The sequence below is a fragment of the Jatrophihabitans sp. sgz311053 genome (assembly GCF_056135305.1).
The window spans coordinates 831,306-855,716 of the sequence record NZ_JBWAXP010000001.1 but is presented as its reverse complement, the minus strand read 5'-3'; the positions used below and the strand labels follow the sequence as shown (position 1 = coordinate 855,716).

Below are 24,411 nucleotides of genomic sequence, written 5' to 3'. Positions count from 1 at the left end.
ACGACCGTGATCCTCGCAGGCGCGCTCCCGGACCCCGCGACGACACCGATCCCGCCTCCCGAGGCACCGTCACGAGGACGGCACCGCTGCTGTGGGAGGCGGGATCGGGTTCGGGCTCGTCGGGGCCGCCAGGACTACGACCCCGACATGAGGTCCAGTGCGTCGCGGGTGACCCGCGGAGAAGTGCTCAGAGCCACCAGTCGTGGGTGGACTTGCCGCCGGAGATGCCGCCGAGCTTCACGGTCGAGACAGAACTGCTGGCCGCACCCGTCGCGGTGCCCGCCTTCGGCGCGGCGGCGGTGGCGGGCGCCACAGTTGCCACCCCGATGCCGGCGACGAGAGCCAGCCCGGCGATCGCCTTCGTCAGTGCCTTGCGCATTCTGTCCTCATTCCTCCCCCATTGTCCGTTTCGGGATGGCTGAGCAGTCACTCTCGGCGTGACACCACACGTGGGGCTGACATTAAGATTCGAGGCGGGGCCACGAGTTCTCAACTTCGGAGCGTGGCAGGTAGCTGCCTGTCACCAATTTACGGCGGTCAAACATGGGCGATTTCGGCGAACTCACCGAAACGGACACAGCCCTGTACCGCGTTGTGCTCACCACCCCCGGCCAGGGCGTCACCTCGCTCGCTACGACGCTCGCCGTGACGACCGACGAGGTCGACAAGGCGATCGCACGGCTCGCGGAGCTGGGGCTGCTGCGACACGGCGACGACGGCGGCGTCAGCGCGGTCAGCCCGATGCTGGCCGAGGCGACCGTCCTGGGCGCAGAGGACTTGGAGCTGGGCGCCCGCCGGGCAGCCGTGGAGCAGCGCCGCGACACCATCCGCCGTCTCGTGCCGGAGTGGAACACCGCGTTCTCCACGACCGCGATGAACGAGACCGCCGTCGAAGTCATCAACGACCAGAGCGCGATGGCCAACATCCTCATGCACTACGCCGGTCAGTGCGAGCAGGAGCTGATGTCCGTCGCGCCCGGGCGGCTGCCCTGGACCCGCATCGACGGACGAACCCGGGTGGCCAACGTCTACTCGGCTCGCCGCGGCATCAAGACCCGGGCGCTCTACCAGCACACCGCACTGCGGGACCGGGCCACACGCTCGTACCTCAACGAGCTGGCCCAGAACGGCACCACGATCCGGTTCGCCTCGTCGGTGCCGGGTCGCAGCCTGGTCGTGGACCGCAAGGTGGCGCTCTTGCCGATCCCCACCGACGACCGGGGACGGCACGGCCTGGCCATCGTCCGCGAGCCGAACGTGCTGACCTGGATGATCGCCACCTTCGAGCAGCTCTGGGCCGAGGCCTCGCCGCTGGAGGACGTCATCAACCGGCAGCACGACGACACCGAGCTCGACCAGACCAGAGCGGCGATCCTGCGACTGATGGCCGAGGGGGAGAAGGACGAGGCCATCTCGCGCCGGCTCTCCATCTCGGTGCGGACCTGCCGCCGCCACATCGCCGACTACATGGCCCAGGTCGGGGCGTCGAGCCGCTTCCAGGCCGGCGTCATCGCGGCACGCGCCGGCCACACCGACGCGCCGAGCGCCTTCTGACGACGCCGTGGTGATCCTGGTCGTCCTGCTCGTCGTCACCAACCTGCTCACGGCGGCGGCGCTGGTCTGGCTCTATCGCTTCGTCGACGGCGGCCGGCAGCCCGCGCCGCGCCACCCCGACCCGGCCGCCAGCCGGGCGCTGGACGCCGCGGCTCCCGCCGGCCGAGGGACCCGCCGCCTCATCACCATCGAGGTGCTCAACCCGATCGAGCTGGCCGCGACCCGGGGCCGGCTCGCCGGGCTGGCCGGTTCGCTCGCCCCGCGACTGACCCGTCGCCTCGTCGCCGACCAGGTTTTGAAGATCCTGCGGCAGCAGCTGACCGAGCAGCAGGTTGTCGCCGACGTCCACGTACACACGCTGCGGCCGGAGCCTGCCGTCTCCGGCGAGACGAACGGCTACACCGACGAGGTCGCCGACGTCGACCTCGACCCCACCGAGACCGCCGAGACCGCCGAGACCGCCGAGACCGAGCCAGCGCACCCGGACGCGCCGGGCAACCAGCGCTGAACCGCCCGTCCAGCCTGCTCAGAGGTCGTCGACGGTGCGGCGCCAGGGCAGCGCGATCTCGAGCTGCCGGGCCACGGCGAGCAGCAGCTCCTCCCCCTCACCCGGCGCCCCGGCTCGGGTGACCAGCTGGACCGCCAGCGGGGTCCCGCCGGGACCGGCGCCGCCCACCGGCACCGTCATGGCCGGCCAGCCCGCCACGTTCCAGGGAGCCGCGAAGGGCGCGTACCGCGCGTTGGACCAGAGATTGCGCAGCCAGCCCCGCTCCGCCCAGGCCGCGGCGGCGACGGGTGGCTGCGCCAGCGCCGGGGTCACCAGCACGTCGTGATCGGTGAAGAATCGCTCGGCCCGGCGCAGCCACGCCGACCGTCCGCCCTCGCGCGGGAAGCCGGCGCGGGCGACGAGGCGTCCGGCCGCCGCGTGCCGGCGTACCCGCGCCTGCAGCCGGTCCGGCCGGGGCAGCAGCCGGGCGTCGCGGGCGGCTCCGGCGGTCCAGCGAGCCAGCTGCGACGGGCCGAGGCTGAGCCCGTATTGCGGCTCGGCAGCGACGACGCGGTGGCCCGACGCGGCCAGCGAGGCCGCGGCCGCCCGGGCGGCGTCGGCCCACCGCGGATGGACCGGCGTCAGCGGCACCGGGGCCCGGAGCGAGAGCGCCACCCGCAGCGATGCCGGCGGCTCGAGCGTGCTCACCGGTCGGCCGGCCAGGACGGCGAAGACCAGCGCGGCGTCGGCGACGGTGGTGGCGAGCGGCCCGTTCTCGGCCATGCCGAACCACGAGCCGTCCCCGAGCTCGGACGGCACCACCCCGCGGCCGGGCTTGAGCCCGACCAGGCCGCAGCAGGCGGCGGGGATGCGGATCGACCCCATCCCGTCGTTGCCGTGCGCCACCGGGACGGTCGCCGCGGCGACCGCGGCCGCCGCACCACCGGACGAGCCACCCGGCGTCCGGCGCGGGTTCCACGGGTTGCGGGTGACGCCGTCGGCGCCGTCGGTGGTGCCGAAGACACAGAGCTCGGGAGTCCGGGTCAGCCCGACGACGACGGCGCCGGCGGCCCGCAACCGTCGGACGATCTCGTGATCGGCCGGCTGCGGGGTGTCAGCGGTGGCGAGCGAACCCGACCGCATCGTCTCGCCCGCCACCGGCACGTTGTCCTTGATCGCCACCGGCACCCCGGCGAGCGGCAGGGCGTGGCGGTCGGGGCGGGCGTCCACCTCGTCGGCCTCGCGCAGCGCGGCGAAGGTGCGGACGACCCGGTACGCCCCGATGCCGTCGTCGACCTCGGCGATCCGACGCAGCGTCCGCTCGACCGCCTCACGGGCGGTGTAGCTGCCGTCACGGACGGCGGCGGCGATGGCGGCGGCAGTGGTGACCGGCGGCATCGGCAGAGCGTACGTCGGAGGGCTTCGGCGCCGGCGAGTTTGGCGTTGTCAGACCTCTGGGCAACACTGGATGAGCACGGCATTACGAGGACGGTCCAACCACGGCCGCCCCCGCACCGACCCGCGGTCGCTCTCACGAGCGGCCGGTCCGGACCTGGAGGGGGCGGATCTTGACCGCTCAGACTTTCTCACTGGCCACCGACCCGGTTGACTTCACCGACCCGGTGGGCGCCCTCGATCGCGCCCGGGAGCACATCCACGCCACCGCCCTGCGCCCGTCCGGCATCGGGCAGGTGGGGTTGGAGCTGGAGCTCCACCTCGTCGACCTCGCCCGGCCGGCGCGGCGGCCGGAGTGGTCCGCGGTGACGGCCGCCGCCGCGGCACTGCCGCCGATGCCGCACGGCAGCAGCGTCACCCTCGAACCGGGGGGCCAGATCGAGCTCTCCACCCCGCCCACCGACGGCATCGTCGACTCGGTGACCGCGCTGCGGGCCGACGCCGCCACGCTGCGCGCCGGCCTGGCCGAGCAGGGCTTCGGCGCCGCCGCCCTCGGTACCGACCCGGCCCGGCCCACCCGCCGCATCAACCCCGCCGAGCGCTACGTCGCCATGGAGGCCCACTTCGGCGCGCTGGGCTGCGCCGAACCGGGCCGCGCCATGATGACCGGCACCGCCGCGCTCCAGGTCAACCTCGACGCCGGCCCCGAGGCCGGCTGGCGGGACCGGCTCTCGCTCATCACCGCGCTCGGTCCCGTCTTCGTCGTGCTGTCGGCGGCCTCCCCCTGGCTGGCCGGCGAGAGTTCCGGCTGGCATTCGATGCGGCAGCAGATCTGGCACGGCATCGACCACGGCCGCAGCGACCCGGTCACCGGCGCCACCGACCCCACCCACGCCTGGGCCGGTTACGCCCTGGACGCGCCGGTGATGCTGGTTCGCGGCGAGGACGGGTCGGCCTCCGCCGTGACCGAACGCGTCCCGTTCGCCGCTTGGCTGGCCGGGACGGCGCCGGTGGAGCGCCGTCCGACCCGAGCCGACCTGGACTACCACCTCACCACGCTCTTCCCGCCGGTGCGGCCGCGCGGTTACGTGGAGATCCGCTGCCTGGACGCACTGCCGGACCGCTGGTGGCCCGCGGTGGCCGCCGTCGTGACGACGCTGGTGGACGGCCCGGCCGCCGATGCGGCCGCCGAGCTCGCCGAGCCGGTCGCCGGGCGCTGGGCCGACGCGGCGCGGCACGGGTTGCGCGACGCGGCGCTGCGGCGCGCGGTGGTCCGGGCCGTAGAGCTCGCCCTCAGCCATGCCCCCACCGGACTCCGGGAGGAGCTCACCGAGCTGGCCGAGCTCGTCGATTCCGGCCACACCCCCGGCGACGAGCTCCGCGTCCGCGCCGACGCCGACGGGCCGCTGCGGCTGCTGCAGGAGGCGGCCCGTGCGTGACCGCGCCGCCGCCGGCCTGCTCGCCGCACGTGAACGCACGCTGCGGCTCACCGATTTCGACGACCACGAGCTGACGACCCAGCACGACGTCCTCATGAGTCCGCTGGTCTGGGACCTCGCCCACATCGGCCAGCAGGAGGATCTCTGGCTGCTGCGCGACGGCGACCCGGCACGGCAGGGGCTCCTCTCCTGCCAGGTCGAGCGGCTCTACAACGCCTTCGAGAACCCGCGCGCCATCCGCGCGACGCTGCCACTGCTCTCGCCGCGCGAGGCCAGGACCTACCTGTCGGACGTCCGCGGCCGCAGTCTGGACCGCCTCGACACGCTCAGTGACGACGACCTCACCGGGGAACGACTCTTCCCCTACGTCATGGCGGAGCAGCACGAGCAGATGCACGACGAGACCATGCTCGCCACCCATCAGCTGCGCGACGGTGTCCCACTGCTCGGTCCCGGCACGCCGCTGCCCTCGGGACGACCGGTCTCCGGTGGCCTCGAGGAGGCTGTCCTGATACCCGCTGGCGAGTTCGTCCTCGGGGTGGACGGCCGCGAGGAGCCCTGGTCGCTGGACAACGAGCGCTCGGCGCATGTCGTCGACCTGCCCTCCTTCCGCATCGGCCGCGTCCCCGTCAGCAACGCCGAGTACGGGCGCTTCGTCGCCGACGGCGGGTACGACGAGCCCCGCTGGTGGTCCGCCGCAGGCTGGGCCCACCGCCGCGCTGCCGGCCTCGAGCGGCCGCTGTTCTGGAATGCCGACGGGTCGCGGCGCCGCTTCGGCGTCGTCGAGGCCATCCCGGACGACGAGCCGGTGCAGCACGTCACCTTCTTCGAGGCCGAGGCCTATGCCGCCTGGGCCGGGGCGCGGCTGCCCACCGAGCAGGAGTGGGAGAAGGCCTGCGCCTGGGATCCCGCGACCGGGCGTCGGCGTCGCTGGCCGTGGGGTGACGCGGACCCCGCCCCGTCGCTGGCCAATCTCGGCGGCGATTCGCTACGGCCGGCACCGGTCGGGGCCTATCCGGCCGGCGCCTCGGCCTACGGGGTCGAGCAGCTCATGGGGGACGTCTGGGAGTGGACGTCCTCGCCCTTCACCGCCTACCCGGGTTTCACGCCGATGCTCTACGAGCAGTACAGCGCGCCCTTCTTCGGACGGGACGACGAGTTCCGGGTGCTGCGTGGTGGCTCGTGGGCGGTGAGCGGCAGCTCGCTGCGGCCGTCGTTCCGCAACTGGGACCTGCCGATCCGTCGGCAGATCTTCACCGGCGTCCGCCTGGCCTGGGACCGGACCGACCATGTGTAGGCACCTCGCCTGGCTGGGCGCGCCGCGGACGCTGGCGGCGCTGCTGCTCGACCCGCCTTCGGGCCTGCAGACGCAGGCCTACGCGCCGCGGCGGCAGAAGCGGGGACTGCTCAACGCCGACGGCTGGGGTGTGGGTTTCCACGACGCCGGTGGCGAGGTGCGGCGATGGCGGTCCGACCGGCCGCTCTGGAACGACGCCTCCTTCGCCTCGCTGGCGCCGGTGCTGTCGTCCGGGTCGGTCCTCGCGGCCGTCCGGTCGGCGACCGTCGGCATGCCGGCCGACGCCACCGCCGCGGCCCCGTTCAGCGACGGCGGCCGATGGCTGCTGTCGCACAACGGCAAGGTCTCCCGCGACGCCGTCCCGCCGGCACCGGGGGCGGAGTCGGTCTGCGACTCGGCGCTGCTGGCCGCTCATGTCTTCGCCGCCGGGCCGGAGCAGGTCGTGGCGACCCTGCGGGGCGTCGCGGCGCGCGACCCCGAGGCCTACCTCAACGTGCTGCTCACCGACGGCGCCCGCATCCTCGGCGTGACCTGGGGTGACGAGCTGAGCTACCTCGTCGAGCCCGACGGCGTCGCCGTGGCCAGCGAGCCCTGGGACGACGACCCGCGATGGACCGATGTCCCCGACCACCACCTCATCGAGGTGACGCCGCACGGTGTCACCGTCACCGACCTGGAAGGCTGACCCGTGCCGGTCAACGACACCGCGATCCACCTCGACCCGGGTGCGCTGAGCGCGCAGCTGGCCGCCGACGTCCGCGAGGGCCTGACCGCGACGCCGAAGACGCTGCCCTCGAAATACTTCTACGACGCGCACGGCAGCGAGCTCTTCGACCAGATCACCCGCCTGCCGGAGTACTACCCGTTCCGGGCGGAGCGGGACATCCTGCGCGAACGCGCCGCCGACATCGCCGCCGCCAGTGGCGCGCGGTCGCTGATCGAGCTGGGCAGCGGGACGTCGGAGAAGACGCAGCTGCTCCTCGACGCCCTGCACCGGGCGGGGACGCTCGAGCACTACGTGCCCTTCGACGTCGACCCGGCGGTGCTCAAGGACGCTGCGGCCGCCGTCGCCGAGCGCTTCGGCGACCTGGAGATCGAGCCCGTCGTCGGCGACTTCGAACGGCACCTGGCGACGCTGCCCCGGCGCTCGCCGCGGCTGATCGCCTTCCTCGGCTCGACCATCGGCAATCTCGACCCGGCGCAGCGCGCCCGCTTCTTCGCCGCTCTCGCCGGTTCGATGTGGCCCGGCGACACGCTGCTGCTGGGGACCGACCTCGTCAAGGACGAGTCGCGCCTCGTCGCGGCCTACGACGACGCCGCCGGGGTCACCGCCGCCTTCAACAAGAACGTGCTGTCGGTGATCAACCGCGACCTCGGCGCGGACTTCGACCTCGACGCCTTCGACCACGTGGCCCACTGGGACGCGGGTGAGGAGCGCATCGAGATGCTGCTGCGGTCTCGCCACGAGCAGCAGGTCCGCATCGCCGAGCTCGACCTGCAGGTCACCTTCGACCGCGGCGAGCAGCTGCGCACCGAGATCAGCTCCAAGTTCCGCCGCGAGCGGGTCGAGGCCGAGCTCGCGGACTCCGGACTGCGACTGACGGCCTGGTTCACCGACGCCGCGGGCGACTACGCGATGTCGCTGGCGGTTCCGGAGCCAGCCGCCTGATCCGCAGCACCACCGAGTCGACCCGCGGCGGCGGGTGGAAGGCTCGCCGCGGCACCGCCTGCTCGATGCCGAGTTCGAAGACACGCTCCCAGCGCCGGGCACCCGGCGCCCGTCCCTCGACGAAGCGGCGCGCCAGCCCTCGCTGCACCACGACGTCGGCGGCGACCAGTCGCGACCCGCGCGACAGCAGCCGCGCGAGCACCTCGCTGGAACCGGCGTAGGGCAGGCTGCTCACCACGCGGAACGGCCGACGGGGCAGCAGCAGCTCCCGGAGATCGGCGCGGACGACGGTGAGACGACCGTGGTCGAGCTCGCGCAACCGGGCGACGCGGCCCGGATGGAGCTCGACGGCGAGGACCCGGGCACCGGTGGCCAGCAGCGGCCGGGTCAGCGCCCCGGTCCCGGCGCCGAGATCGAGGACGAGGTCGCCGGGTCCCGGCGCGGCGGCCGCCACGATGCGGCGCGTCCAGCTGTCATCGAGCCGGTGCCAGCCCCACCCGTTCCCGCCGGCGGGCACGGCGGACCATCACGGCGAAGTTCATGCCGGCGACCCTAGGGAACCGGCCCCGCCCGGCCAACCGAATTCCGAGAGGTGGTCCCTGCTGCGACTCAGCTCGACCTGGCAAGGTGTACGCAATGAGGCGCGACCGCACCTACCGCGTCGTGATCCGGCTCTTCCGGATCGTCTTCCGGCTGCTCGGCCTGCGCTTCGAGGTTCGCGGCAGTGAACACCTGCCGGCCGCGGGGCCGGCGGTGCTCGCCTGCAATCACCTCAGCTATCTGGACTTCACCTTCGTCGGCCTCGCCGCCACCGAGCGACGACGGCTGGTCCGGTTCATGGCCAAGCGCTCGACCTTCGACAACGGGGTCTCCGGGCCGCTGATGCGACGGATGGGGCACATCCCCGTCGATCGCGACAGCGGGGCGGCCGCGTACCGCATCGCCGCCCGGACCCTCGCCGCGGGCGAGCTCGTCGGCGTCTTCCCGGAGGCGACCATCAGTCGCTCGTTCACCCTGAAGTCGTTCAAACGGGGCGCGGCCACGCTCGCCGTCCGGGAACGCGTGCCACTCGTCCCGGTCGTGCTCTGGGCGCCGCAGCGCACCTTCACCGTCGACCGGCACTACAGCTTCCGGCGGGGCAAGACGATCCGGGTCGTCGTCGGCGAACCCCTGGTCCCGCCGCCGCACGCCGACCCCGAAGCGGTGGACGCGCAACTGCGCTGCCGGATGCAGGCGCTGCTGGACGAGGCGATGCGCGACTACCCGGACCGTCCTCGTGACGACGCCGACCGCTGGTGGCTGCCGGCCGCCCACGGCGGCACTGCCCTCACCGTCGCCGAGGCGACGGTGAGGGAGGAGGAGGTCCGGGCGCAGCGCGTGGCGAAGAAGCTCGCCAAGGCGGCGAAGAGGTCCTAGCGGACCGTCAGCAGCCGCTGGTTCGCGCACATGTTCTTCATGGACACGGAGAAGGCGTCCCTACTCTGCAGCACGTAGCGGCCCCGGCTGAGGGTAGTCCGGCTGGTGACGTCCTGCTTGCCGCCGAGCACGGTGAAGAAGTAGCTGTCGATGTCGTCGGAGCCCAGGACGTCGTCGAGCTTGTCGCAGCTCTTGTCGGCCAGTGCAGCACGCAGATCCGCGTCGGAGACGCTGGCGTCGACCGGGAGCGCGGTCACGACCCGGAGCGCCGAGCCGGCGTTGCGCAGCCGCAGATAAGGGCGGGGCGCCGCCGTCGTCGCACCGGAGAGGGCGCCCTTGGCGCTGATCCGCACGTTCCGGTAGGTGGGGCGGACGGCGTTTGCCCGCCGCCCGGTCACCGTCACGGTCCGGATGTTCTTCAGCTTGATCTTGTTGCTGACACCGGCAACCAGGTAGTAGGTCCCCTTGGTCAGGGTGACGTAGTCATTGGCCTTGGGCAGGAGGTCCTCGACGAAACCGAAGCGAGTGAAGGCTCGCTTGACCGAGGCACGGGACTCGGTGCGGAGGTACTTCACGAGCTTCTCGGCGCCCTCGCGCTTCTTGCGGAAGACGAGGATCTCGCCCCGGCCGTCGTTGCGCAGGTGGACCAGCCCCGGCCGCAGCGTCGCGGGCGCGGTGACGGTGTGCCGGGACGTCACCTTGACGTGGGTCGTGCCACGGCCGGCAGCGGCATCCGCAGCGGGGGCCGCGACGAGCGCGGCGGCAGTGATGAGCGCGGCACCGGCCGCGACGGTCTTGCTGGACATGACGAACTCCATCGATCTTTCCCTCCCGCACTCTGCGGCAGTCGGAGCATAAGTGCCGGCTAAGTCCCGAACAGGGGCCAATGGACCCGGATCATGATCGGATCGGGTGGATTTCCGTACACACCGGGGAGCGATCGCGACCGGCCACGAGGACCGCCGACAGCACGCCACCGAGCAGGCAGAGACCGCCGGTGATGAGCATGGCGTGATGGAATCCCGCCGAGAGCGCCGCGGGCCGGTCGTAGGCGGCGGGGGTGATCCCGGCGAGCCCGGGCAACACCGCAACGGCGAGCAGGCCGGCCACCCGAGCGATGTCGTTGTTGACGGCGGAGGCGACGCCGACCTGCCGCGACGGAGCGGAGGCCAGTGCGGTGGCGGTCAGCGGCGCGACGGTGGCGGAGAGGCCGAGGGCGAGCACCAACACCGCGGGCAGGACATCGGTGGCGTAGGAGGCCTCGGGTCCCACCCGGACCATGAGGACGAGCCCGGCACCGGCGACGAGCGGGCCCACCGTCATCGGCAGCCGCGGTCCGATGCGAGTGGCGAGCCGGCCGGCACGGGCCGACAGCAGCAGCATGACGGCGGTGAGCGGCAGCAGCGAGCTCCCCGCCTCGACCGGCGCGAAGCCGGAGACGCGCTGCAACTGCACCGGGAGGAGGAAGAGCGCACCGCCGAGGGCCGCGTAGACGACGAAGGTGACTGCGTTCGCCGCTGTGAACTGTCGGTCGGCGAAGAGGGAGAGCGGCATCATCGGGTGCCGGCCGCGGGCCTCGGCCACCAGGAATCCCACCAGTCCGGCCAGTCCCGCGACGAGCAGGACCACGAAGGTGACGGGCCAGCGCTGCGCCGGACCCTCGGTGAGCGCGTAGACGGTGAGCCCCAGCCCGGCGGCGGCGAGGACGACGCCGGGGACGTCGTAGTGCGGGTCGGCCTCGTCGTCCCGCGTCTCGGGGACGAAACGGGTCGCCAGCCAGATGACCCCGGCGGCCAGCGGAAGGTTCAGCAGGAACACCAGTCGCCAACCCCAGGGCGCCACGCCGACGAGAAGTCCGCCGAGGACCGGGCCCACGGCGGTGGCGACGCCGCCGAGACCGGACCACGACCCCACGGCGGCGGCGCGGTCCTCACGGCGGAAGACCGACTCCAGGATGGCCAGCGACCCCGGCGTGAGCAGGGCGGCCCCGACACCCTGCAACAGCCGCATCGCGATGAGCAGGCCCGCACTCGGTGCGAGCGCGCAGCCGAGGGAGGCGGCGGTGAACCAGAGGACACCGACGACGTAGACGCGCCGCCGGCCGAGCCGGTCACCGAGCGAGCCGCCGAGCAGCAGCAGCCCGGCCAGGCTCAGCGTGTACGCGTTCACCGTCCACTGCAGTGCCGTCAGCCCGGCGTCGAGATCGCGGCCGATGCGGGGAAGGGCGACGTTGACGACGGTGCCGTCGAGCATGGCCATGCCGCTGCCGAGGATGGTCGCGGCGAGCACCCCCCGACCCTGCCGGGAGGCCAGGACCAGATCGGGTTCGCTCACGGCGTCCCCGCCTATGCCGACAGCGTGAAGCCGTAGACGCGCTGCGCGTTCCCGGCCAGGACGGCCGCCGCGGTCTCGTCGTCGGGCATGAGCGCCCGGATGGCCCGTGCGTTGGCGGCGATGCCGGGGATGCCGGGCCAGTCCGTGCCGAAGATCATCCGCCTCGTGAGACGGCGCCAGTTGTGTCGCGCGTAGTAGGTCTGCAGCCGCGACGGCGGCAGTCCCGAGAGCTCGATCCAGACGGTCGGGTAGGAGAGCGCCAGGAAGGCGGCGGCGTCGTACCACCAGCCCCGCCCGCCATGGGCGAGGACGAGCTGCAGGGATCGGAAGTCGCGCAGCACGTCGTCGAGCAGGGTGGGATCACCGAACTGGTTGCGGGCGCCGGGGAAGGTGGAGGTGCCGCAGTGCAGCACCACCGGGATGCCACGCTCCTGGCACATCGCGTACGCCGGGTAGAGCGCGCGGTCGTTGTAGGCCAGCCCGGCGTGGACGGGATGGATTTTGAGCGCAGCCGCTCCTAAAGCGAGCTGGCGGTCGAGTTCCTCGTCCACGGGGTGGTGGACGTGCGGGTTGACGTTGGCCGCGAACCTGATGCGCGCCGGATTGGCGGCGGCGACGGCGGCCATCTGCTCGACCGTCTGCCACCCCGTCACGCGCGGGCTGTACTCGGCGAGGATCAGGGCCACGTCGACACCCTCGCCGGCGAGGAGCGCATCGAAGCGGGCGCCGTCGACGGCGCCGGTGTCGTCGTAGAGGCCGTCGAGCTCGGGGCCGCCGAAGTCCTGGGTCCAGACGTCCCAGGGCAGCTTCAGTCCGTCCTTGTGGGCCGGGTGCAGGTGGACGTCGATCAGCGGCAGGCCGTCCAGCACACGGCCGACCCTACCGCCGGGAGGTCCTCCATGCCGCCCGGCGAACCGCAGCCGGGGCACCCCGACGCTCTGGCCGGACATCCGGTCGATCAGACGGGCTGCTCCTGCGGCACACTCCGCCCGACCGGCACCTCGCCGGCGGTCTCGGACGCAGCGGCGTTGAGCGCCCGCCGCGCCATCTCGCGCAGCTCAACTCGCCGGATCTTGCCGGTGGCCGTCGTCGGATACGCGTCGACGAAGACGATCCGCCGGGGACGCTTGAACGAGGGCAGGGCGTCGCGGCACCAGGTGACGAGATCGTCCTCACTCACCGGCGCCGACGTGATCACGTAGGCCACCGGCTTCTCGAGACCGTCGCGGTCGTGCGCCGCCACCACGATCGCCTGCGCCACGGCGTCGTGGGCGAGCAGCCGCGCCTCGACCTCGGCCGGGCTCACCCAGATACCGCTGGCCTTGAGCATGTCGCCGGTGCGGCCGAGGCAGGTGTAGTAGCCGTCGGCGTCCCGGACGTAGGTGTCACCGGTGCGCAGCCACTCGCCCCGGAACACCTGGCGGGAGGCGTCGTAGCGGGCGAAGTACCCGGTGGCAGTGCTGTCGCCGCGGACGAAGAGCGTCCCCGGTTCGCCCGGCCCGACCTCGCGGCCGTCGTCGTCCAGGATGCGCAGCTCGTAGCCGGGCACCGCGACGCCGGTCGTCCCCGGCCGTACCTGCCCCGGCCGGTTGGAACAGAAGATGTGGAGCATCTCGGTCATGCCGATGCCGTCGATGATGTCGACGCCGAAGTGCGTCGTCCAGCGGGTGTAGAGGCTCGCCGGCAGCGCCTCGCCCGCACTCGCCGCCAGCCGCACCCCGCCGAGGGCGTCGGCGGGGAGCTCGGCCCGGAGCATGTTGGCGAAGAACGTGGGTCCGGCGAAGAAGAGCGTCGCGCCGAAGGCCCGGGCGCGGGCCGCGATGAGTTCCGGACGCGACGGCTCGGGTTCCAGGATCGCTGTCGCCCCCACCGACAGCGGGAAGAGCAGCGAATTGCCGAGGCCGTAGGCGAAGAATGCCTTCGCCGCGGAGAGGCAGCGGTCGTCCGGTCCGATGCCGAGGACCTGCGTCCCGTAGGTCTCGCAGCTGTGCCGGATCGAGGCATGGCGATGCATCGCGCCCTTGGGCAGGCCCGTCGTGCCCGAGGTGTAGAGCCAGAAGGCCGGGTCGTCGCCGGTCGTGGGCTGCACCCCGCCGCCGGCCGGGTCCGCGGTGAGCGAGTCGGCCGTCCTGACGGCGATACCGCCCGCGGCGAGGGTCGCCGTCTCGACGAACTCCGGCGTGGCCACCACGAGACGGGCTCGGGAGTCGGCGATCAACTCGGCCAGCCCGTCCGCCCGGAGCATGGTCGACACCGGCACCGGCACGGCCCCCATGCGCATTGCCGCGAGGTAGATCGTCACGAACTCCGGGGAGTCGGACATGATCATGAGCAGCCGCTGCTCGGGCTGCAGGCCGAAGGCGCGCAGCCCGGCCGCGGTGCGGACCACCCGCTCCAGCAGCTCGGCGTAGCTGAGGTCGCCGGCGACGCCGGTGAGCGCGAGTCGTGCCCCGCCCCCGTCGCGGACCTGCCGGTCGAGCAGGTAGTCACAGGCGTTGAAGATGTCGCTCACGCGGGCCGCCTCTGCGTCGAGTGGTGCGTTCTCTGGTCGGGTCGTCTCGTTGGGTGGTGCGTTCTCTCGTTGAGTGGGCCGTAACCGGCTGAGTGGGCCGGTACATCGGCCCATTCGACGGTTGTCGGCCCACTCAACGCAGGAAGGGGACGGGGAGTGCGTCAGGGCAGGCGGACGTAGTCGTAGTCCAGCGGTTGGTTGTTGATGCCGTTGCGGGGTGGCGCGATCCAGGACGCGATCTTGCCCCGCTCGTAGACCGGGTGCATCAGCGAGCGGACGTGGGTCTTGTCGACCGCCGTGGGCAGGTAGCGCCCCTGCTCGCGCTCCCACTCCTCGCGGCTGAGCACCCGGCCGTCCGGAGTCGCCTCGATGCCGGCGAAGGCCCCGACCTTGCGGTTGAAGGCGACGTGCGGCAGCGCGAGCCGGGCGTCGATGCCGTGGGACTCGAGGATGCGGTTCCACCGCTTGACGCCACCGCGGCAGTCGTCGATGTACTCGCGCCGCAGGTCACTGTTGAGGCCGAGCAGCGCCGCGACCTCGGTGGTCCCGATCGCGCCGTCCACCACCGCGTCGACGGCGAAGGCGTCCTCGGTGAGCCTGTGGTCGTCCTTGCGGCGGTCCTCCAGCCAGCGACCCTTCAGCCCGGCGGTGTAGTAGTTCGCCACATTGGTCGAGGTCTCGCCGCCGAAGAGGTCCAGCGACACCGAGTAGTGGAAGTTCAGGTACTTCTGGATCACGTCGAGCGGGATGCCGCCGGCGCCGGCGACCTCGTCGCTGTCGACCTCGTTCATGAGCTGTGCGGTGCGCTCCACCACGCGGTCGATGCCGGTGGTGCCCACCATCATGTGGTGGGCCTCCTCCTTGAGCATGAACTCGCAGGTGCGGCTCAACGGGTCGAAGGCCGACTCCTTCAGCGTCCCGAGCTGGTACTTGCCGTCCCGGTCGGTGAAGTAGGTGAACATGAAGAAGGAGAGCCAGTCCGGCGTCTCCTCGTTGAAGGCGCCGAGGATGCGCGGGGCGTCGTCCGAGCCGGAGTTGCGGTGCAGCAGCTCCTCGGCCTCCTCGCGTCCCTCGCGGCCGAAATAGGCGTGCAGCAGGTAGACCATCGCCCAGAGGTGGCGCCCCTCCTCGACATTGACCTGGAAGAGGTTGCGCAGGTCGTAGAGCGAGGGTGCGGTCGCGCCGAGATTGCGCTGCTGCTCGACCGAGGCCGGCTCGGTGTCGCCCTGGATGACGATGAGACGCTGCAGGTCGGCGCGGTACTCGCCCGGCACCTTCTGCCAGGCCGGCTCGCCCTGGTGCTGGCCGAAGCCGATCCGCCGGTCGCCGTCGCGTTCGGCGAGGAAGATGCCCCAGCGGTAGTCCTTCATGGCGACGTGACCGAACTGCGCCCAGCCGTCCCGGCCCACGTTGACGGCGGTGCGGAGGTAGACCTCCTCGGTCGGCAGCGTGGGGCCCATCGACTCCCACCAGTTCAGGAAGTTCGGCTGCCAGGACTCCAGCGCCCGCTGCAGCCGCCGATCCTCCCGCAGGTCGACGTTGTTGGGGATCTTCTCGGTGTAGTCGGCGACGCTGGTCATGTCACACCCGTTCCTGATCGAAGTCGGCGCGCCGGCCGGTGCCGAAACGGCGCAGGGCGCCGTCCGGACCGGAGGCATTGGGGCGGTAGAAGATCCAGTTCTGCCAGGCCGAGAGCCGGCCGAAGATCTTGGTCTCCATGGTCTCGGGGCCGGCGAAGCGGTAGTTCGCCTCCAGGCCGGTGAGGGCGTCCGGACTGAAGGACGCCCGCTCCTCGACGGTGATGCGGACCTCCTCGCCCCAGTCGATGTCGTCCGGGGCGAAGGTGACGAGCCCCAGCCGCTCGGCCTCCTCGGCCTCGTGCGGCTCCCCCGCGGTCTTCTCGACGGCGGCCAGCGCGGCCTCGTCGCCGAGGAAGCGGGTCTGCAGCCGGGTGAGGCCGTTGCCCATCGGGAGCGGTCCGAGGTTCATGGCGCCGACCGTGATGGCGGCGGGCGCGGCGTCGGGGTCGATGTCTTCGAAGACGCCGACGAGCTGGAAGGAGCGGTCGGCCGCGAGGGCGAGCTCGAGCAGCGAGCCGGCGAAGGCGGATCCCGGCTCGATCAGCGCGACGAGCGAACGGCTGGTGACGTCAAGGCGCTTCAGCGTCCGCTTCAGGTAGTGGACGATCTCGTTGGCGCGCCAATCGTCGGCGTTCGCGAGCAGATGATCATCGTGCGCGAGCACCTTCCCGGCGTCGCCGGTCGTCGTGAGGATCCACGTGCCGAGCTCGTTCTCGTTGGTACGCAGGTCGAGGATGGCGTCGTCGAGCTCGCGGGTCATCGCCAGGGTCCAGTAGCTCGCGTCGAGCTCGCCGGGGTCGTGCGTCGGCGCCGCCACGGTGATCGTGGCGGTGCGGGCCTCGCGATCAAGCGCGACCTCGACGTGCTCGTAGCCGATGGCGTCGTCGGTGCGGGTCTTGGTGAGCTCGGGCAGGGCGATGCCGGCGGTACCGGCCGGCCGGGGGGAGTGCGCGGCGAACTCGGCGGCGCGCTCGTTGACCCGCTCGTCCCACTGCTGCCGGGGGACGACCTCGTCCACGAGGTTCCACGCCAGCGCCTTCGCCCCGCCCAGCCCCTCGGACTTGGTGGCGAAGTAGTCGGCACGGTCGCGTCGGACGTGCCGCTTGTCGACGACCCGGGTGAGGCCACCCGTGCCGGGCAGGACGCCGAGCAGCGGCAGCTCGGGCAGCGAGACGGCGGACGAGCGGTCGTCCACCAGCATGATGTGCTGGCAGGCCAGCGCCAGCTCGTACCCGCCGCCGGAGGCCGTGCCGTTGACGGCCGCGAGGTAGGTCTGACCGGAGTTCGCGGTGGCGTCCTCGATGCCGTTGCGGGTCTCGTTGGTGAACTTGCAGAAGTTGACCTTCCACGGGTGCGGCGAGGCGGCGAGCATGCGGATGTTCGCCCCGGCGCAGAAGATCTTCTCCTTGCCCGACGTCACCACCACCGTGCGGACCTCGGGGTGCTCGAAGCGCAGCCGCTGCACGGCATCGTAGAGCTCGATGTCCACGCCCAGGTCGTAGCTGTTGAGCTTGAGCTCGTAGCCCTCGACCAACCCCCCGTCCTCGGCGACGTCCATGGTCAGCGTGGCGACGGCGCCCTCGGTGGTGAGGCGCCAGTGGCGGTAGCGGGACGGATCGGTGCGGAACTCGACATGGGTCATGGGACTCCCCTTCGCTGCCCAACATGCTACGTATCGGACGTGTCGCGTCAAGAGTTCGTAGCAGGTTCTCACCAAGCGCCGAGCCGCGGCTCGGCCCTGCCCCGGCCGGATGTGCCACGCTGAGGCCCACCATGACCCAGGACGAGCCCGGCACCGCCCCCGTCATCTCACGGCGGCACGCCGCGGGTTCGACCAGCGCGCGGGGGCTGCTCTTCACGGTGCTCGGCGAGTTCGTCCTCCCCTGCGGCAAGACGGCCTGGACGTCGGCCTTCATCGACCTCTTCGCCCGGCTCGGGGTGGAGGAGAAGGCGACGCGGCAGGCGCTGATGCGGACCGCCGCCGACGGCTGGCTCACCACCGAACGCGTCGGACGCCGCACCCGGTGGGCGCTGACGCCGAGCGCGGAGCAGCTGCTCGTCGAGGGCACCGAACGCATCCACTCCTTCACCGGCGTGGCCCCCACCTGGGACGGCCGCTGGCTGCTCGTGCTGACCCGGACGCCGGAGACGGAGCGACCGACCCGCCATCTGCTACGAACGCGCCTCACCGGCGTCGGTCTCGGCTCACCGGCGCCGGGGGTCTGGCTGACCCCGCACTCGTCCCGGCTGGCCGAGGTCGAGGAGGCGCTGCAGCGGGTCGGCGCGCTGGCCGACGCCCAGGTCTTCGTCGGCGAGCTGGCCGGTCGGGGCCGGGTGGCCGACCTCGTCGCCCGCGCCTGGGACCTCGCCGGCCTCGAAGCCGACTACGAGGAGTTCCTCGACCGCTTCCGTGCGGACGGCACCGATGATCCGCTGGTGGCGACGGTCGAGCTGGTCCACGCCTGGCGCCGCTTCCCCTGGGTCGACCCCACCCTGCCCCGGCAGCTGCTCCCCGAGCCGTGGCGCGGGCACGAGGCGTCGGTCCGCTTCGCCGAGCTGCACGAGCGGCTGGCCCCCGTCGCGAGGGCGGCGTGGCGCGAGGGTCCGGGTCGGTAGCGTGACAGCGTGTTCGAGCAGGTCCGCCATCGCCCGCCCTCGCCGCTGTCCCGGCCGCGACAGCTGGTGCTGGCCTGCGTCCCGATGCGCTCCAACGTCAACCTCTCGACCATGGCCCGGACGGCGGGGTGCTGCGGCGTCGAACGGATGATCGTCTGCGGTCACGCCAAGCTGGACCGGACCATCGCCCGCGACGGCGCCGACACGGTGCAACTGGAGGTCCGGAACTCGCTGGCGCCGGTGCTCAAGACGCTGAAGGCGGACGGCTACCGGCTGGTGGGGCTGGAGCAGACGACGGGAAGCCGGAACCTGCACGAGTACCGCTTCGCCGAGCGCACCGCGCTCGTCATCGGCAACGAGCGCGCCGGCATCGGCGAGGCCGAGCTCGCACTGCTGGACGACACCATCGAGATCCCGGTGTGGGGGCTGCCCTACAGCTACAACGTCGCCACCGCCACGGCCATGGCGCTGTACGAGTACTGCCGGCAGTTCCCGAGCTAGGCGTCCCGCACCCATCGGCGTCCCGCCCGTCCCGGTGATCAACTTGTGGTTTCCGCCGTTCTGGCGACGGAAACCACAAGTTGATCACCGCAGGGGGATGGATCGGGGCACGCGGCTCAGCCCGCTGGCGGGGTGATCGTTCCCGTCAACCTCAGGACGGCGAGCTCGTCTCGGGTCGAGCCGAGGCGCTTCGTCCAGGACGTCCCCAGCTCGGCGAGGGCGGCGGCGTCGGGGTAGTCGGCACCGGTGATCGTCCAGCCCGCCTCGGCGTAGGCCGGGCCCAGCGTCTCGGCGACGGTGTCGGGGGTGGGCTCCGGGGTGCCGCCGACGTCCACGACCGGCGGTCGCCAGGCGTGCAGGTTCAGGGTGACGAGGAAGGGCGCACCGGGACGGCAGCTCCGCGCCACCCCGCGCAGCACCTCCGGTACGGGCGTGACGAGGGCGCGCAGCAGGCTCCCCCACGGCATCAGGCTGTGGACCTCGTCGATGTCGGTCAGCTCGGCCGGCAGCGCCTCGACCGAGGCCCAGACGAAGAGCGCGTTCGGCACGCCGCCCTTGGCCGGCTTCGCCGCTGCCCGGTGCGCGGTGGGTCGCATCGCGTCGGGACCGGCGTCCAGCCCGATCACCAGCGCATCCGGCCGCTGCCGCGCCACCGCCACCACGTGCTTGCCGTCGCCGGTACCCAGGTCCAGGACGGCCTGCCGTCCGGCGCGGTGCTGCGCCAGCGCGCCGGCGCCCAGCTCCCGGGTGGCCTTGCCGATCACCTGACGCACGGGACAACCCTAGGGTGAGCGGGTGCGGTTCACCGGGCGCGGCCACGAAGCGGTGCGGGCCACGCATGCCAAGACGCTCGAACTCACCCCCGGTACGGACCTCAGCGAGCGCGGCACCTGCATCGTCGCGGTCGCCGCCGAGGCCGAGCCGCCGCGGCCACTGGCCGGTCCGATCCGGCTGCGCATCGCCGTCGGCGACGAGCGTTTCACCCTCGAGGCGCTGGCAAACCCGTCCTGGGACCCCACCGGTCCGGTCGTGGTGCGGCGCGGACCGCTGCGACTCCCCGGCACGTTCGCCACGGCGGCGACCGCGGCGGCGAGCGATCTGCCGCGTGCGCTCGTCGACGCCCTGCGCGATCCCGACGCCCTCGTCACGGTGGACGTGCATCCCGTCCCCGGCGAGGCCACGATCGTGCTCTGCGCGGTCGACCCCGATGTCGCCGTGGCTCCCGCCGCGCTCGCCGCGGAGCTGGAGCGGGCCGACGAGGTCATCGTCGAGGACGCGGCCGCGCGCCGGCTCGCGGGCCCGACGCGCGGCGCAGCGGGCGGCCGGACGGTCGTCGTGGCGACGCTCGACCTGCCGGGAAGCAGCTGTCCGGAGCGGCTCGCCGGCGCCGCGGTCGACACGGTCGGTCTGCCGCCGCTGCTCGCGGTGGCCGCCGCCTGCCCGTCACGAGCGCCCCTGACACTGGCCGACGCCGGCGCGCTGGCGACCGTCCCGGCGACGCACCGCCTCGCCGTCCTGCTCCCCCGCGACCGGCTGCCGGAGCTGCTGCACCGGGCCGCCGCCGGCCGTGGCTCGGGGGTGGCGACGGTCATGCAGCAGCACGGCCGCCCGCTGCCGGCCGGTCCCGACGACCTGCCCGATCTCGCCGGCGCCGAGACGGTCGCCTGCTGCCTGCATCCGGCGCCGGGCGAGGACGTCCTGGACCCCGCCACCCGGGCGGCGGTACAGGCGCTCGTCGCCGACGGGGTCGCCACCAAGACCGCGGCCAAGGCGCTGGCGGCGCTCACCGGTTGGGAGCGCCGCCGCGCCTACGCAGCGCTGCTCGACTGGCCTACTTGATCTCACGCCGCACGGTCCGCAGGACACCGAGCACCAGCGGCAGCACCAGCCACAGCCCGACCGACACCAGGATGTTGGGGACGTGCCCGTCGAAGTCCCCCTCCACCAGCCAGTTGAACGTCGTGCCGGTGTCGATCCAGCGCCCGAGCGAGGCGACGGCCGCGCCGAGGATGCCGAAGACCGTAGGCAGCACGAAGTTCAGCACGATGGCGGCAGGCGTGTTCTGCAAGAGGGCACCGAACGCCACGCCCACCCCGATGTTGGCGGTGATAAACAGCGCGTAGCCGATCAGCCGCGCCGCGTCGAGATCGGAGTTCAGGTCCCGGCCGCTCGCCCCGGCGATGCCCAACGCCCCGGCGGTGACGAGCGCACCGAAGCAGATCGCTGCCACCGCCATCAACCCGGAGACCGCCACCTTGGCCCCGACGACGCGTGCCCGCCGCGGCTCCTGCGCGAAGGTGGTCAGCACGGTCCGCTGGTTCCACTCGCTGGTCATGGTCAGGATCGACACGACGGGCAGCAACGTCCCGAGGCCGAACGCGGTGAACTGCAGGTACGACGACCAGCTCTGCTCGATCGAGTTCTTGGCCAGCAACGGCGCCAGCATCAGCGCGATCGTGCCGACCGCGGTGACGGCGAGCAGCCAGCGGGCCGCCCGCGTGTCCGTGGCCTTGCGCCACTCGACGCGGACGAGCCGGCCGAACGGGATGCGAGCCTCCGCCGCCGACGCGGCAGGGCGGGCGGGGACGGTCTGCGTCGCGGCGCTCATGCGGCCTGCTCCTTGTTCTGGTTGGCGGTGAGGCTGAAGAAGAGCTCCTCGAGCCCCGCGGAGTCCGAGCGGCGCAGCTCGCTGAGGACGACGCCGTGCTCCAGGGCGCGGCGTCCGATCGCGGCGGCGTCGAGGGAGCCGTCGTTGCTGTCCACGGTGACGCTGCCGTCCTCGTTTCGGGTCACGTCCAGGCCGGAGAGCGCCGCTGCGAGCGCGTCGGGGTCGGGCGAGGCGACGACGAATCCGGACGACGCGAGCAATTCCTGCATCGGGCCGGAGGCGGCGACGGCGCCACCGGCGATGACGACGAGGTGGTCGACCGTCGCCTGGACCTCGTGCAGCAGGTGACTGGAGAGCAGCACTGTCCCGCCCCGGTCGGCGAAGTCCCGCAGCAGCCGACGCATCCAGGCGATGCCCTCGGGGTCGAGACCGTTGGCGGGCTCGTCGAGGATGAGCGCCTGCGGCTCGGTGAGCAGCGCCTGCGCGATGCCGAGCCGCTGCCGCATGCCCAGCGAGTAGGTGCCGACCCGCTTCTCCGCCGCGGGTCCGGCCAGCCCCACCAGCTGCAGCACCTCCGGCACCCGGCGGCGCGGCACCCCCGCGATGCCGGCGGCGATCTCGAGGGTGGCCCGGCCGGAGCGTCCGACGTGCATGGCGCTGGCGTCGAGCAGTGTCCCGACGACCCGCGACGGGTTGGGCAGCTCCCGGTAAGGCCGTCCCGCCACCGAGGACGTGCCGCCGTCCGGCGGCGTGAGGCCGGTGATCATGCGCAGCGTCGTCGACTTCCCCGCCCCGTTGGGGCCGAGAAAGCCGGTGATCGTCCCGGGACTGCAGGTGAAGGAGACGTCGCGGACGACGGGTGTCCCTCGGTAGGCCTTGGTCAGGTGTTCGGCGGTGATCATGACCTCGACCCTGCCGGATCGGGGGCGCGGCGGACATCGGCCGTTCGGTGATCTCCGCCGGTCCCGGCGCTGACTTTCGTCGATGCCGAGGCGACCCCGCCGTCGACTTTCGTCGGACGCCGGGCCGGAGCCGCGCTTCTAGGCTGGTCGCATGGACGATGCCGCGCCCCCGAGCCGCGCGCTCTCCTACCCCCGGCTGGTGCCGGCCACGCTGCTGCCACCGGAGGACCCGTCGCGCTCCGGGCGCCGCACCATCCGCGACTGGTTCGTGGACGTGCTGCTCTTCCTGCTGGCGCTGGGGTCCGGTGCGCTGTTCTTCGCCCTCGTCCGGCAGAGCGGCGGCACCGTCCTCACCGACGACATGCCGATCGTCGACCTGATCCTGGGGCTCGTCGCCTGCGTGGCGCTGTGGTGGCGGCGGCGCTACCCGGTGGCAGTCGCCGTCGTCTCGGCCGCGGCATCCATGATTGTCGCCTCGGCGGCGCCGGCCAGCATCGCCGCTCTCTTCAGCGTCACTGTCCACCGGCGTACCCGCGTGGCCGTCGCCGTGGCCTGCGTGCAGCTCGCCGCCTCGGCCGGATACAGCCTGCTCAGCAGTGGTGGCTCGTTCGCCTCCGACATGATCTTCTCGCTGGCCTTCACCGCGATCGTCACGGCGTGGGGCATGTTCGTGCGGGCCCGCCGGCAGCTGGTCTGGACGCTGCGTGAGCGTGCCGAACGCGCCGAGGCCGAGCAGCTCGAGCACGCCGAGCGGGCTCGAGCCGCCGAGCGCACCCGGATCGCTCGCGAGATGCACGACGTCCTCGGTCACCGCATCTCCCTGATGGCGCTGCACGCCGGCGGGCTGCAGCTGCGTCCCGACCTGCCCCCGGAGCAGGTGCAGCAGACCGCCGGCCTGTTGCGTGAGACCGCACAGCAGGCGTTGCAGGAACTGCGGGGCGTCATCGGCGTGCTCCGGGCCGAGACCGAGCCCGACGGCACCACGGAGGTCCCGGCGGCGCCGCAGCCGACGCTGCGCGACATCACGAGGCTGGTCGAGGAGACACGGCGGGCCGGGGCCCGGATCGAGCTGGTGATGGCGGTGCCGGAGACGACCGAGACCCCTGCCGGCCTGGGGCGCGACGCCTACCGCGTCGTCCAGGAGGCGCTCACCAACGTCGCCAAGCACGCGACCGGGACCGCCACCACGGTCCGCATCGAGGGCGGTCCCGGTGCCGGCCTGCGGGTGCAGGTGCGCAACCGGCTGCCGGTCGTCGCGGGCAGCAGCCTGCCCGGTGCCGGCACCGGCCTGCTGGGTCTGCGCGAGCGGGTGACGCTCTCCGGCGGCACGCTGTCGCACGGACCGGACCCGGCCGGCGACTTCGTCGTCGATGCGAGGCTGACCTGGTGAGCGTGCGGGTGCTGCTGGTCGACGACGACGCGCTGGTGCGTGCCGGGCTGCGCATGATCCTCTCTGCCGCCGACGATCTCGAGATCGTCGGAGAGGCCGAGGACGGCGACACCGCCGTGCAGCGGTCGAGAGAGCTGCGACCGGACGTCGTCCTCATGGACATCCGCATGCCCGGCACCGACGGGATCACCGCGACGGCGAAGCTGCAGGCGGTACCCGACCCGCCGCGGGTCGTCGTCCTCACCACGTTCAGTGCTGACGACTACGTGCTGCGGGCGCTGCGAGCCGGGGCCGACGGCTTCCTGCTCAAGGACACCGCGCCGCACGAGATCATCGACGCCGTCCGGCTGGTGCACGACGGGGCGGCGATGCTCTCGCCGGCCGTCACCCGGACACTGCTCGGCCACGTGGCCGCCGCCGGGGTGGCGGCCGGAGCCGCGCCGACCGACCTCGCCGCGGCGCAGCGCCGGGACCGGGCCCGGGGCCTGCTCGCCGAGCTCACCGAACGGGAACGGGAGGTCGCCCTCGCCGTCGGGCGTGGCGAGTCCAACGCCGACATCGCCGCCGGGCTCTTCATGAGCGAGGCGACGGTGAAGGCCCACGTCTCACGGCTGCTGACCAAGCTCGGTGCCACGAACCGGGTACAGGTGGCCATCGTCGTCCACGAGGCGGGCTGACGGGGTTCCCGGGTCCAGCTCCGTCATGTAAGTT

24 protein-coding genes are annotated in these 24,411 nt (G+C 72.7%); 12 read left to right on the top strand and 12 right to left on the bottom strand.

The window, feature by feature from the left end:
• Positions 1-187: 187 nt before the first annotated feature.
• Entirely contained in the window at positions 188-379 is a 192-nt protein-coding gene (locus AC0NZQ_RS03750) for a hypothetical protein (RefSeq protein ID WP_474528299.1), read from the bottom strand.
• Positions 380-594: 215 nt separating this feature from the next.
• On the opposite strand from AC0NZQ_RS03750, the gene AC0NZQ_RS03745 reads away from it, so the two are divergent.
• Both AC0NZQ_RS03745 and AC0NZQ_RS03740 read left to right on the top strand, forming a co-directional pair.
• Positions 595-1,554 carry a helix-turn-helix transcriptional regulator gene (locus AC0NZQ_RS03745; RefSeq protein ID WP_474528298.1) on the top strand — a complete coding sequence of 320 codons (960 nt, stop codon included), beginning with the start codon at positions 595-597 and terminating at the stop codon, positions 1,552-1,554.
• Positions 1,555-1,564: 10 nt separating this feature from the next.
• Positions 1,565-2,062, top strand: a complete 498-nt coding sequence (locus tag AC0NZQ_RS03740) for a hypothetical protein (RefSeq protein WP_474528297.1) — start codon at positions 1,565-1,567, stop codon at positions 2,060-2,062.
• 18 nt (positions 2,063-2,080) lie between these two features.
• On the opposite strand, the gene AC0NZQ_RS03735 is transcribed toward AC0NZQ_RS03740, so the two are convergent.
• Complete coding sequence (locus tag AC0NZQ_RS03735; RefSeq protein WP_474528296.1) at positions 2,081-3,439, bottom strand: amidase; 1,359 nt, start codon at positions 3,437-3,439, stop codon at positions 2,081-2,083.
• A gap of 170 nt (positions 3,440-3,609) precedes the next feature.
• On the opposite strand from AC0NZQ_RS03735, the gene egtA reads away from it, so the two are divergent.
• From egtA to egtD, 4 genes are read left to right on the top strand one after another with little or no spacing between them, the layout of a single operon-like run.
• Positions 3,610-4,875 (top strand): ergothioneine biosynthesis glutamate--cysteine ligase EgtA, encoded by a 1,266-nt coding sequence (gene egtA / locus AC0NZQ_RS03730; protein WP_474528295.1) that lies wholly within the window; start codon positions 3,610-3,612, stop codon positions 4,873-4,875.
• A complete protein-coding gene (egtB, locus tag AC0NZQ_RS03725; protein ID WP_474528294.1) occupies positions 4,868-6,172 on the top strand; it encodes an ergothioneine biosynthesis protein EgtB in 1,305 nt (434 codons plus the stop codon). The genes egtA and egtB overlap by 8 nt, the downstream gene beginning before the upstream one ends.
• Positions 6,165-6,857, top strand: coding sequence for an ergothioneine biosynthesis protein EgtC (gene egtC / locus AC0NZQ_RS03720; protein WP_474528293.1), 693 nt, complete (start codon positions 6,165-6,167; stop codon positions 6,855-6,857). Before egtB ends, egtC begins: the two co-directional genes overlap by 8 nt.
• A 3-nt stretch (positions 6,858-6,860) precedes the next feature.
• The gene (gene egtD, locus AC0NZQ_RS03715) at positions 6,861-7,841 is read left to right on the top strand and encodes an L-histidine N(alpha)-methyltransferase (RefSeq protein ID WP_474528292.1); all 981 of its coding nucleotides are present in this window, start codon (positions 6,861-6,863) and stop codon (positions 7,839-7,841) included.
• Here the strand turns inward: egtD and AC0NZQ_RS03710 are convergent.
• Positions 7,783-8,358 carry a 23S rRNA (adenine(2058)-N(6))-methyltransferase Erm(C) gene (locus AC0NZQ_RS03710; protein WP_474528291.1) on the bottom strand — a complete coding sequence of 192 codons (576 nt, stop codon included), beginning with the start codon at positions 8,356-8,358 and terminating at the stop codon, positions 7,783-7,785. The genes egtD and AC0NZQ_RS03710 overlap by 59 nt on opposite strands.
• Positions 8,359-8,477: 119 nt before the next feature.
• Between AC0NZQ_RS03710 and AC0NZQ_RS03705 the strand changes: the two genes are divergently transcribed.
• Positions 8,478-9,257 carry a lysophospholipid acyltransferase family protein gene (locus AC0NZQ_RS03705; protein WP_474528290.1) on the top strand — a complete coding sequence of 260 codons (780 nt, stop codon included), beginning with the start codon at positions 8,478-8,480 and terminating at the stop codon, positions 9,255-9,257.
• On the opposite strand, the gene AC0NZQ_RS03700 is transcribed toward AC0NZQ_RS03705, so the two are convergent.
• The 6 genes from AC0NZQ_RS03700 to boxC all read right to left on the bottom strand — a co-directional run bounded on the left by AC0NZQ_RS03700 (position 9,254) and on the right by boxC (position 17,325).
• Positions 9,254-10,063, bottom strand: a complete 810-nt coding sequence (locus AC0NZQ_RS03700; protein ID WP_474528289.1) for a hypothetical protein — start codon at positions 10,061-10,063, stop codon at positions 9,254-9,256. The genes AC0NZQ_RS03705 and AC0NZQ_RS03700 overlap by 4 nt on opposite strands.
• A 91-nt stretch (positions 10,064-10,154) precedes the next feature.
• Positions 10,155-11,591, bottom strand: a complete 1,437-nt coding sequence (locus tag AC0NZQ_RS03695; protein WP_474528288.1) for a DHA2 family efflux MFS transporter permease subunit — start codon at positions 11,589-11,591, stop codon at positions 10,155-10,157.
• 11 nt (positions 11,592-11,602) lie between these two features.
• Complete coding sequence (locus tag AC0NZQ_RS03690) at positions 11,603-12,460, bottom strand: amidohydrolase family protein (protein ID WP_474528287.1); 858 nt, start codon at positions 12,458-12,460, stop codon at positions 11,603-11,605.
• A gap of 89 nt (positions 12,461-12,549) precedes the next feature.
• Positions 12,550-14,103, bottom strand: a complete 1,554-nt coding sequence (locus tag AC0NZQ_RS03685) for a benzoate-CoA ligase family protein (protein ID WP_474528286.1) — start codon at positions 14,101-14,103, stop codon at positions 12,550-12,552.
• A 161-nt stretch (positions 14,104-14,264) separates the two neighbouring features.
• On the bottom strand, positions 14,265-15,683 hold the full coding sequence (boxB, locus tag AC0NZQ_RS03680; RefSeq protein ID WP_474528285.1) for a benzoyl-CoA 2,3-epoxidase subunit BoxB: 1,419 nt from the start codon (positions 15,681-15,683) through the stop codon (positions 14,265-14,267).
• Between the two features lies 1 nt (position 15,684).
• On the bottom strand, positions 15,685-17,325 hold the full coding sequence (gene boxC / locus AC0NZQ_RS03675) for a 2,3-epoxybenzoyl-CoA dihydrolase (protein WP_474528284.1): 1,641 nt from the start codon (positions 17,323-17,325) through the stop codon (positions 15,685-15,687).
• Positions 17,326-17,456: 131 nt separating this feature from the next.
• On the opposite strand from boxC, the gene AC0NZQ_RS03670 reads away from it, so the two are divergent.
• A complete protein-coding gene (locus AC0NZQ_RS03670; RefSeq protein WP_474528283.1) occupies positions 17,457-18,299 on the top strand; it encodes a PaaX family transcriptional regulator in 843 nt (280 codons plus the stop codon).
• 9 nt (positions 18,300-18,308) lie between these two features.
• On the top strand, positions 18,309-18,800 hold the full coding sequence (locus tag AC0NZQ_RS03665) for a TrmH family RNA methyltransferase (RefSeq protein ID WP_474528282.1): 492 nt from the start codon (positions 18,309-18,311) through the stop codon (positions 18,798-18,800).
• A gap of 116 nt (positions 18,801-18,916) precedes the next feature.
• Here AC0NZQ_RS03665 and AC0NZQ_RS03660 read toward each other — a convergent pair whose 3' ends face one another.
• Positions 18,917-19,573, bottom strand: coding sequence for a class I SAM-dependent methyltransferase (locus tag AC0NZQ_RS03660; protein ID WP_474528281.1), 657 nt, complete (start codon positions 19,571-19,573; stop codon positions 18,917-18,919).
• A gap of 22 nt (positions 19,574-19,595) precedes the next feature.
• Here AC0NZQ_RS03660 and AC0NZQ_RS03655 point away from each other — a divergent pair, with 22 nt between their 5' ends.
• Positions 19,596-20,639, top strand: a complete 1,044-nt coding sequence (locus tag AC0NZQ_RS03655; RefSeq protein ID WP_474528280.1) for a DUF371 domain-containing protein — start codon at positions 19,596-19,598, stop codon at positions 20,637-20,639.
• Here the strand turns inward: AC0NZQ_RS03655 and AC0NZQ_RS03650 are convergent.
• Together AC0NZQ_RS03650 and AC0NZQ_RS03645 are read right to left on the bottom strand one after the other, a co-directional pair.
• On the bottom strand, positions 20,632-21,408 hold the full coding sequence (locus AC0NZQ_RS03650; RefSeq protein ID WP_474528279.1) for an ABC transporter permease: 777 nt from the start codon (positions 21,406-21,408) through the stop codon (positions 20,632-20,634). The two genes, AC0NZQ_RS03655 and AC0NZQ_RS03650, sit on opposite strands and share 8 nt — an antisense overlap.
• A complete protein-coding gene (locus AC0NZQ_RS03645) occupies positions 21,405-22,310 on the bottom strand; it encodes an ABC transporter ATP-binding protein (RefSeq protein WP_474528278.1) in 906 nt (301 codons plus the stop codon). The genes AC0NZQ_RS03650 and AC0NZQ_RS03645 overlap by 4 nt, the downstream gene beginning before the upstream one ends.
• Before the next feature lie 151 nt (positions 22,311-22,461).
• Between AC0NZQ_RS03645 and AC0NZQ_RS03640 the strand changes: the two genes are divergently transcribed.
• Positions 22,462-23,700: a sensor histidine kinase gene (locus AC0NZQ_RS03640; protein WP_474528277.1), complete on the top strand. Its 1,239-nt coding sequence runs from the start codon at positions 22,462-22,464 to the stop codon at positions 23,698-23,700.
• Positions 23,694-24,377, top strand: a complete 684-nt coding sequence (locus AC0NZQ_RS03635; RefSeq protein ID WP_474529412.1) for a response regulator transcription factor — start codon at positions 23,694-23,696, stop codon at positions 24,375-24,377. Before AC0NZQ_RS03640 ends, AC0NZQ_RS03635 begins: the two co-directional genes overlap by 7 nt.
• The last annotated feature ends 34 nt before the right edge of the window (positions 24,378-24,411 follow it).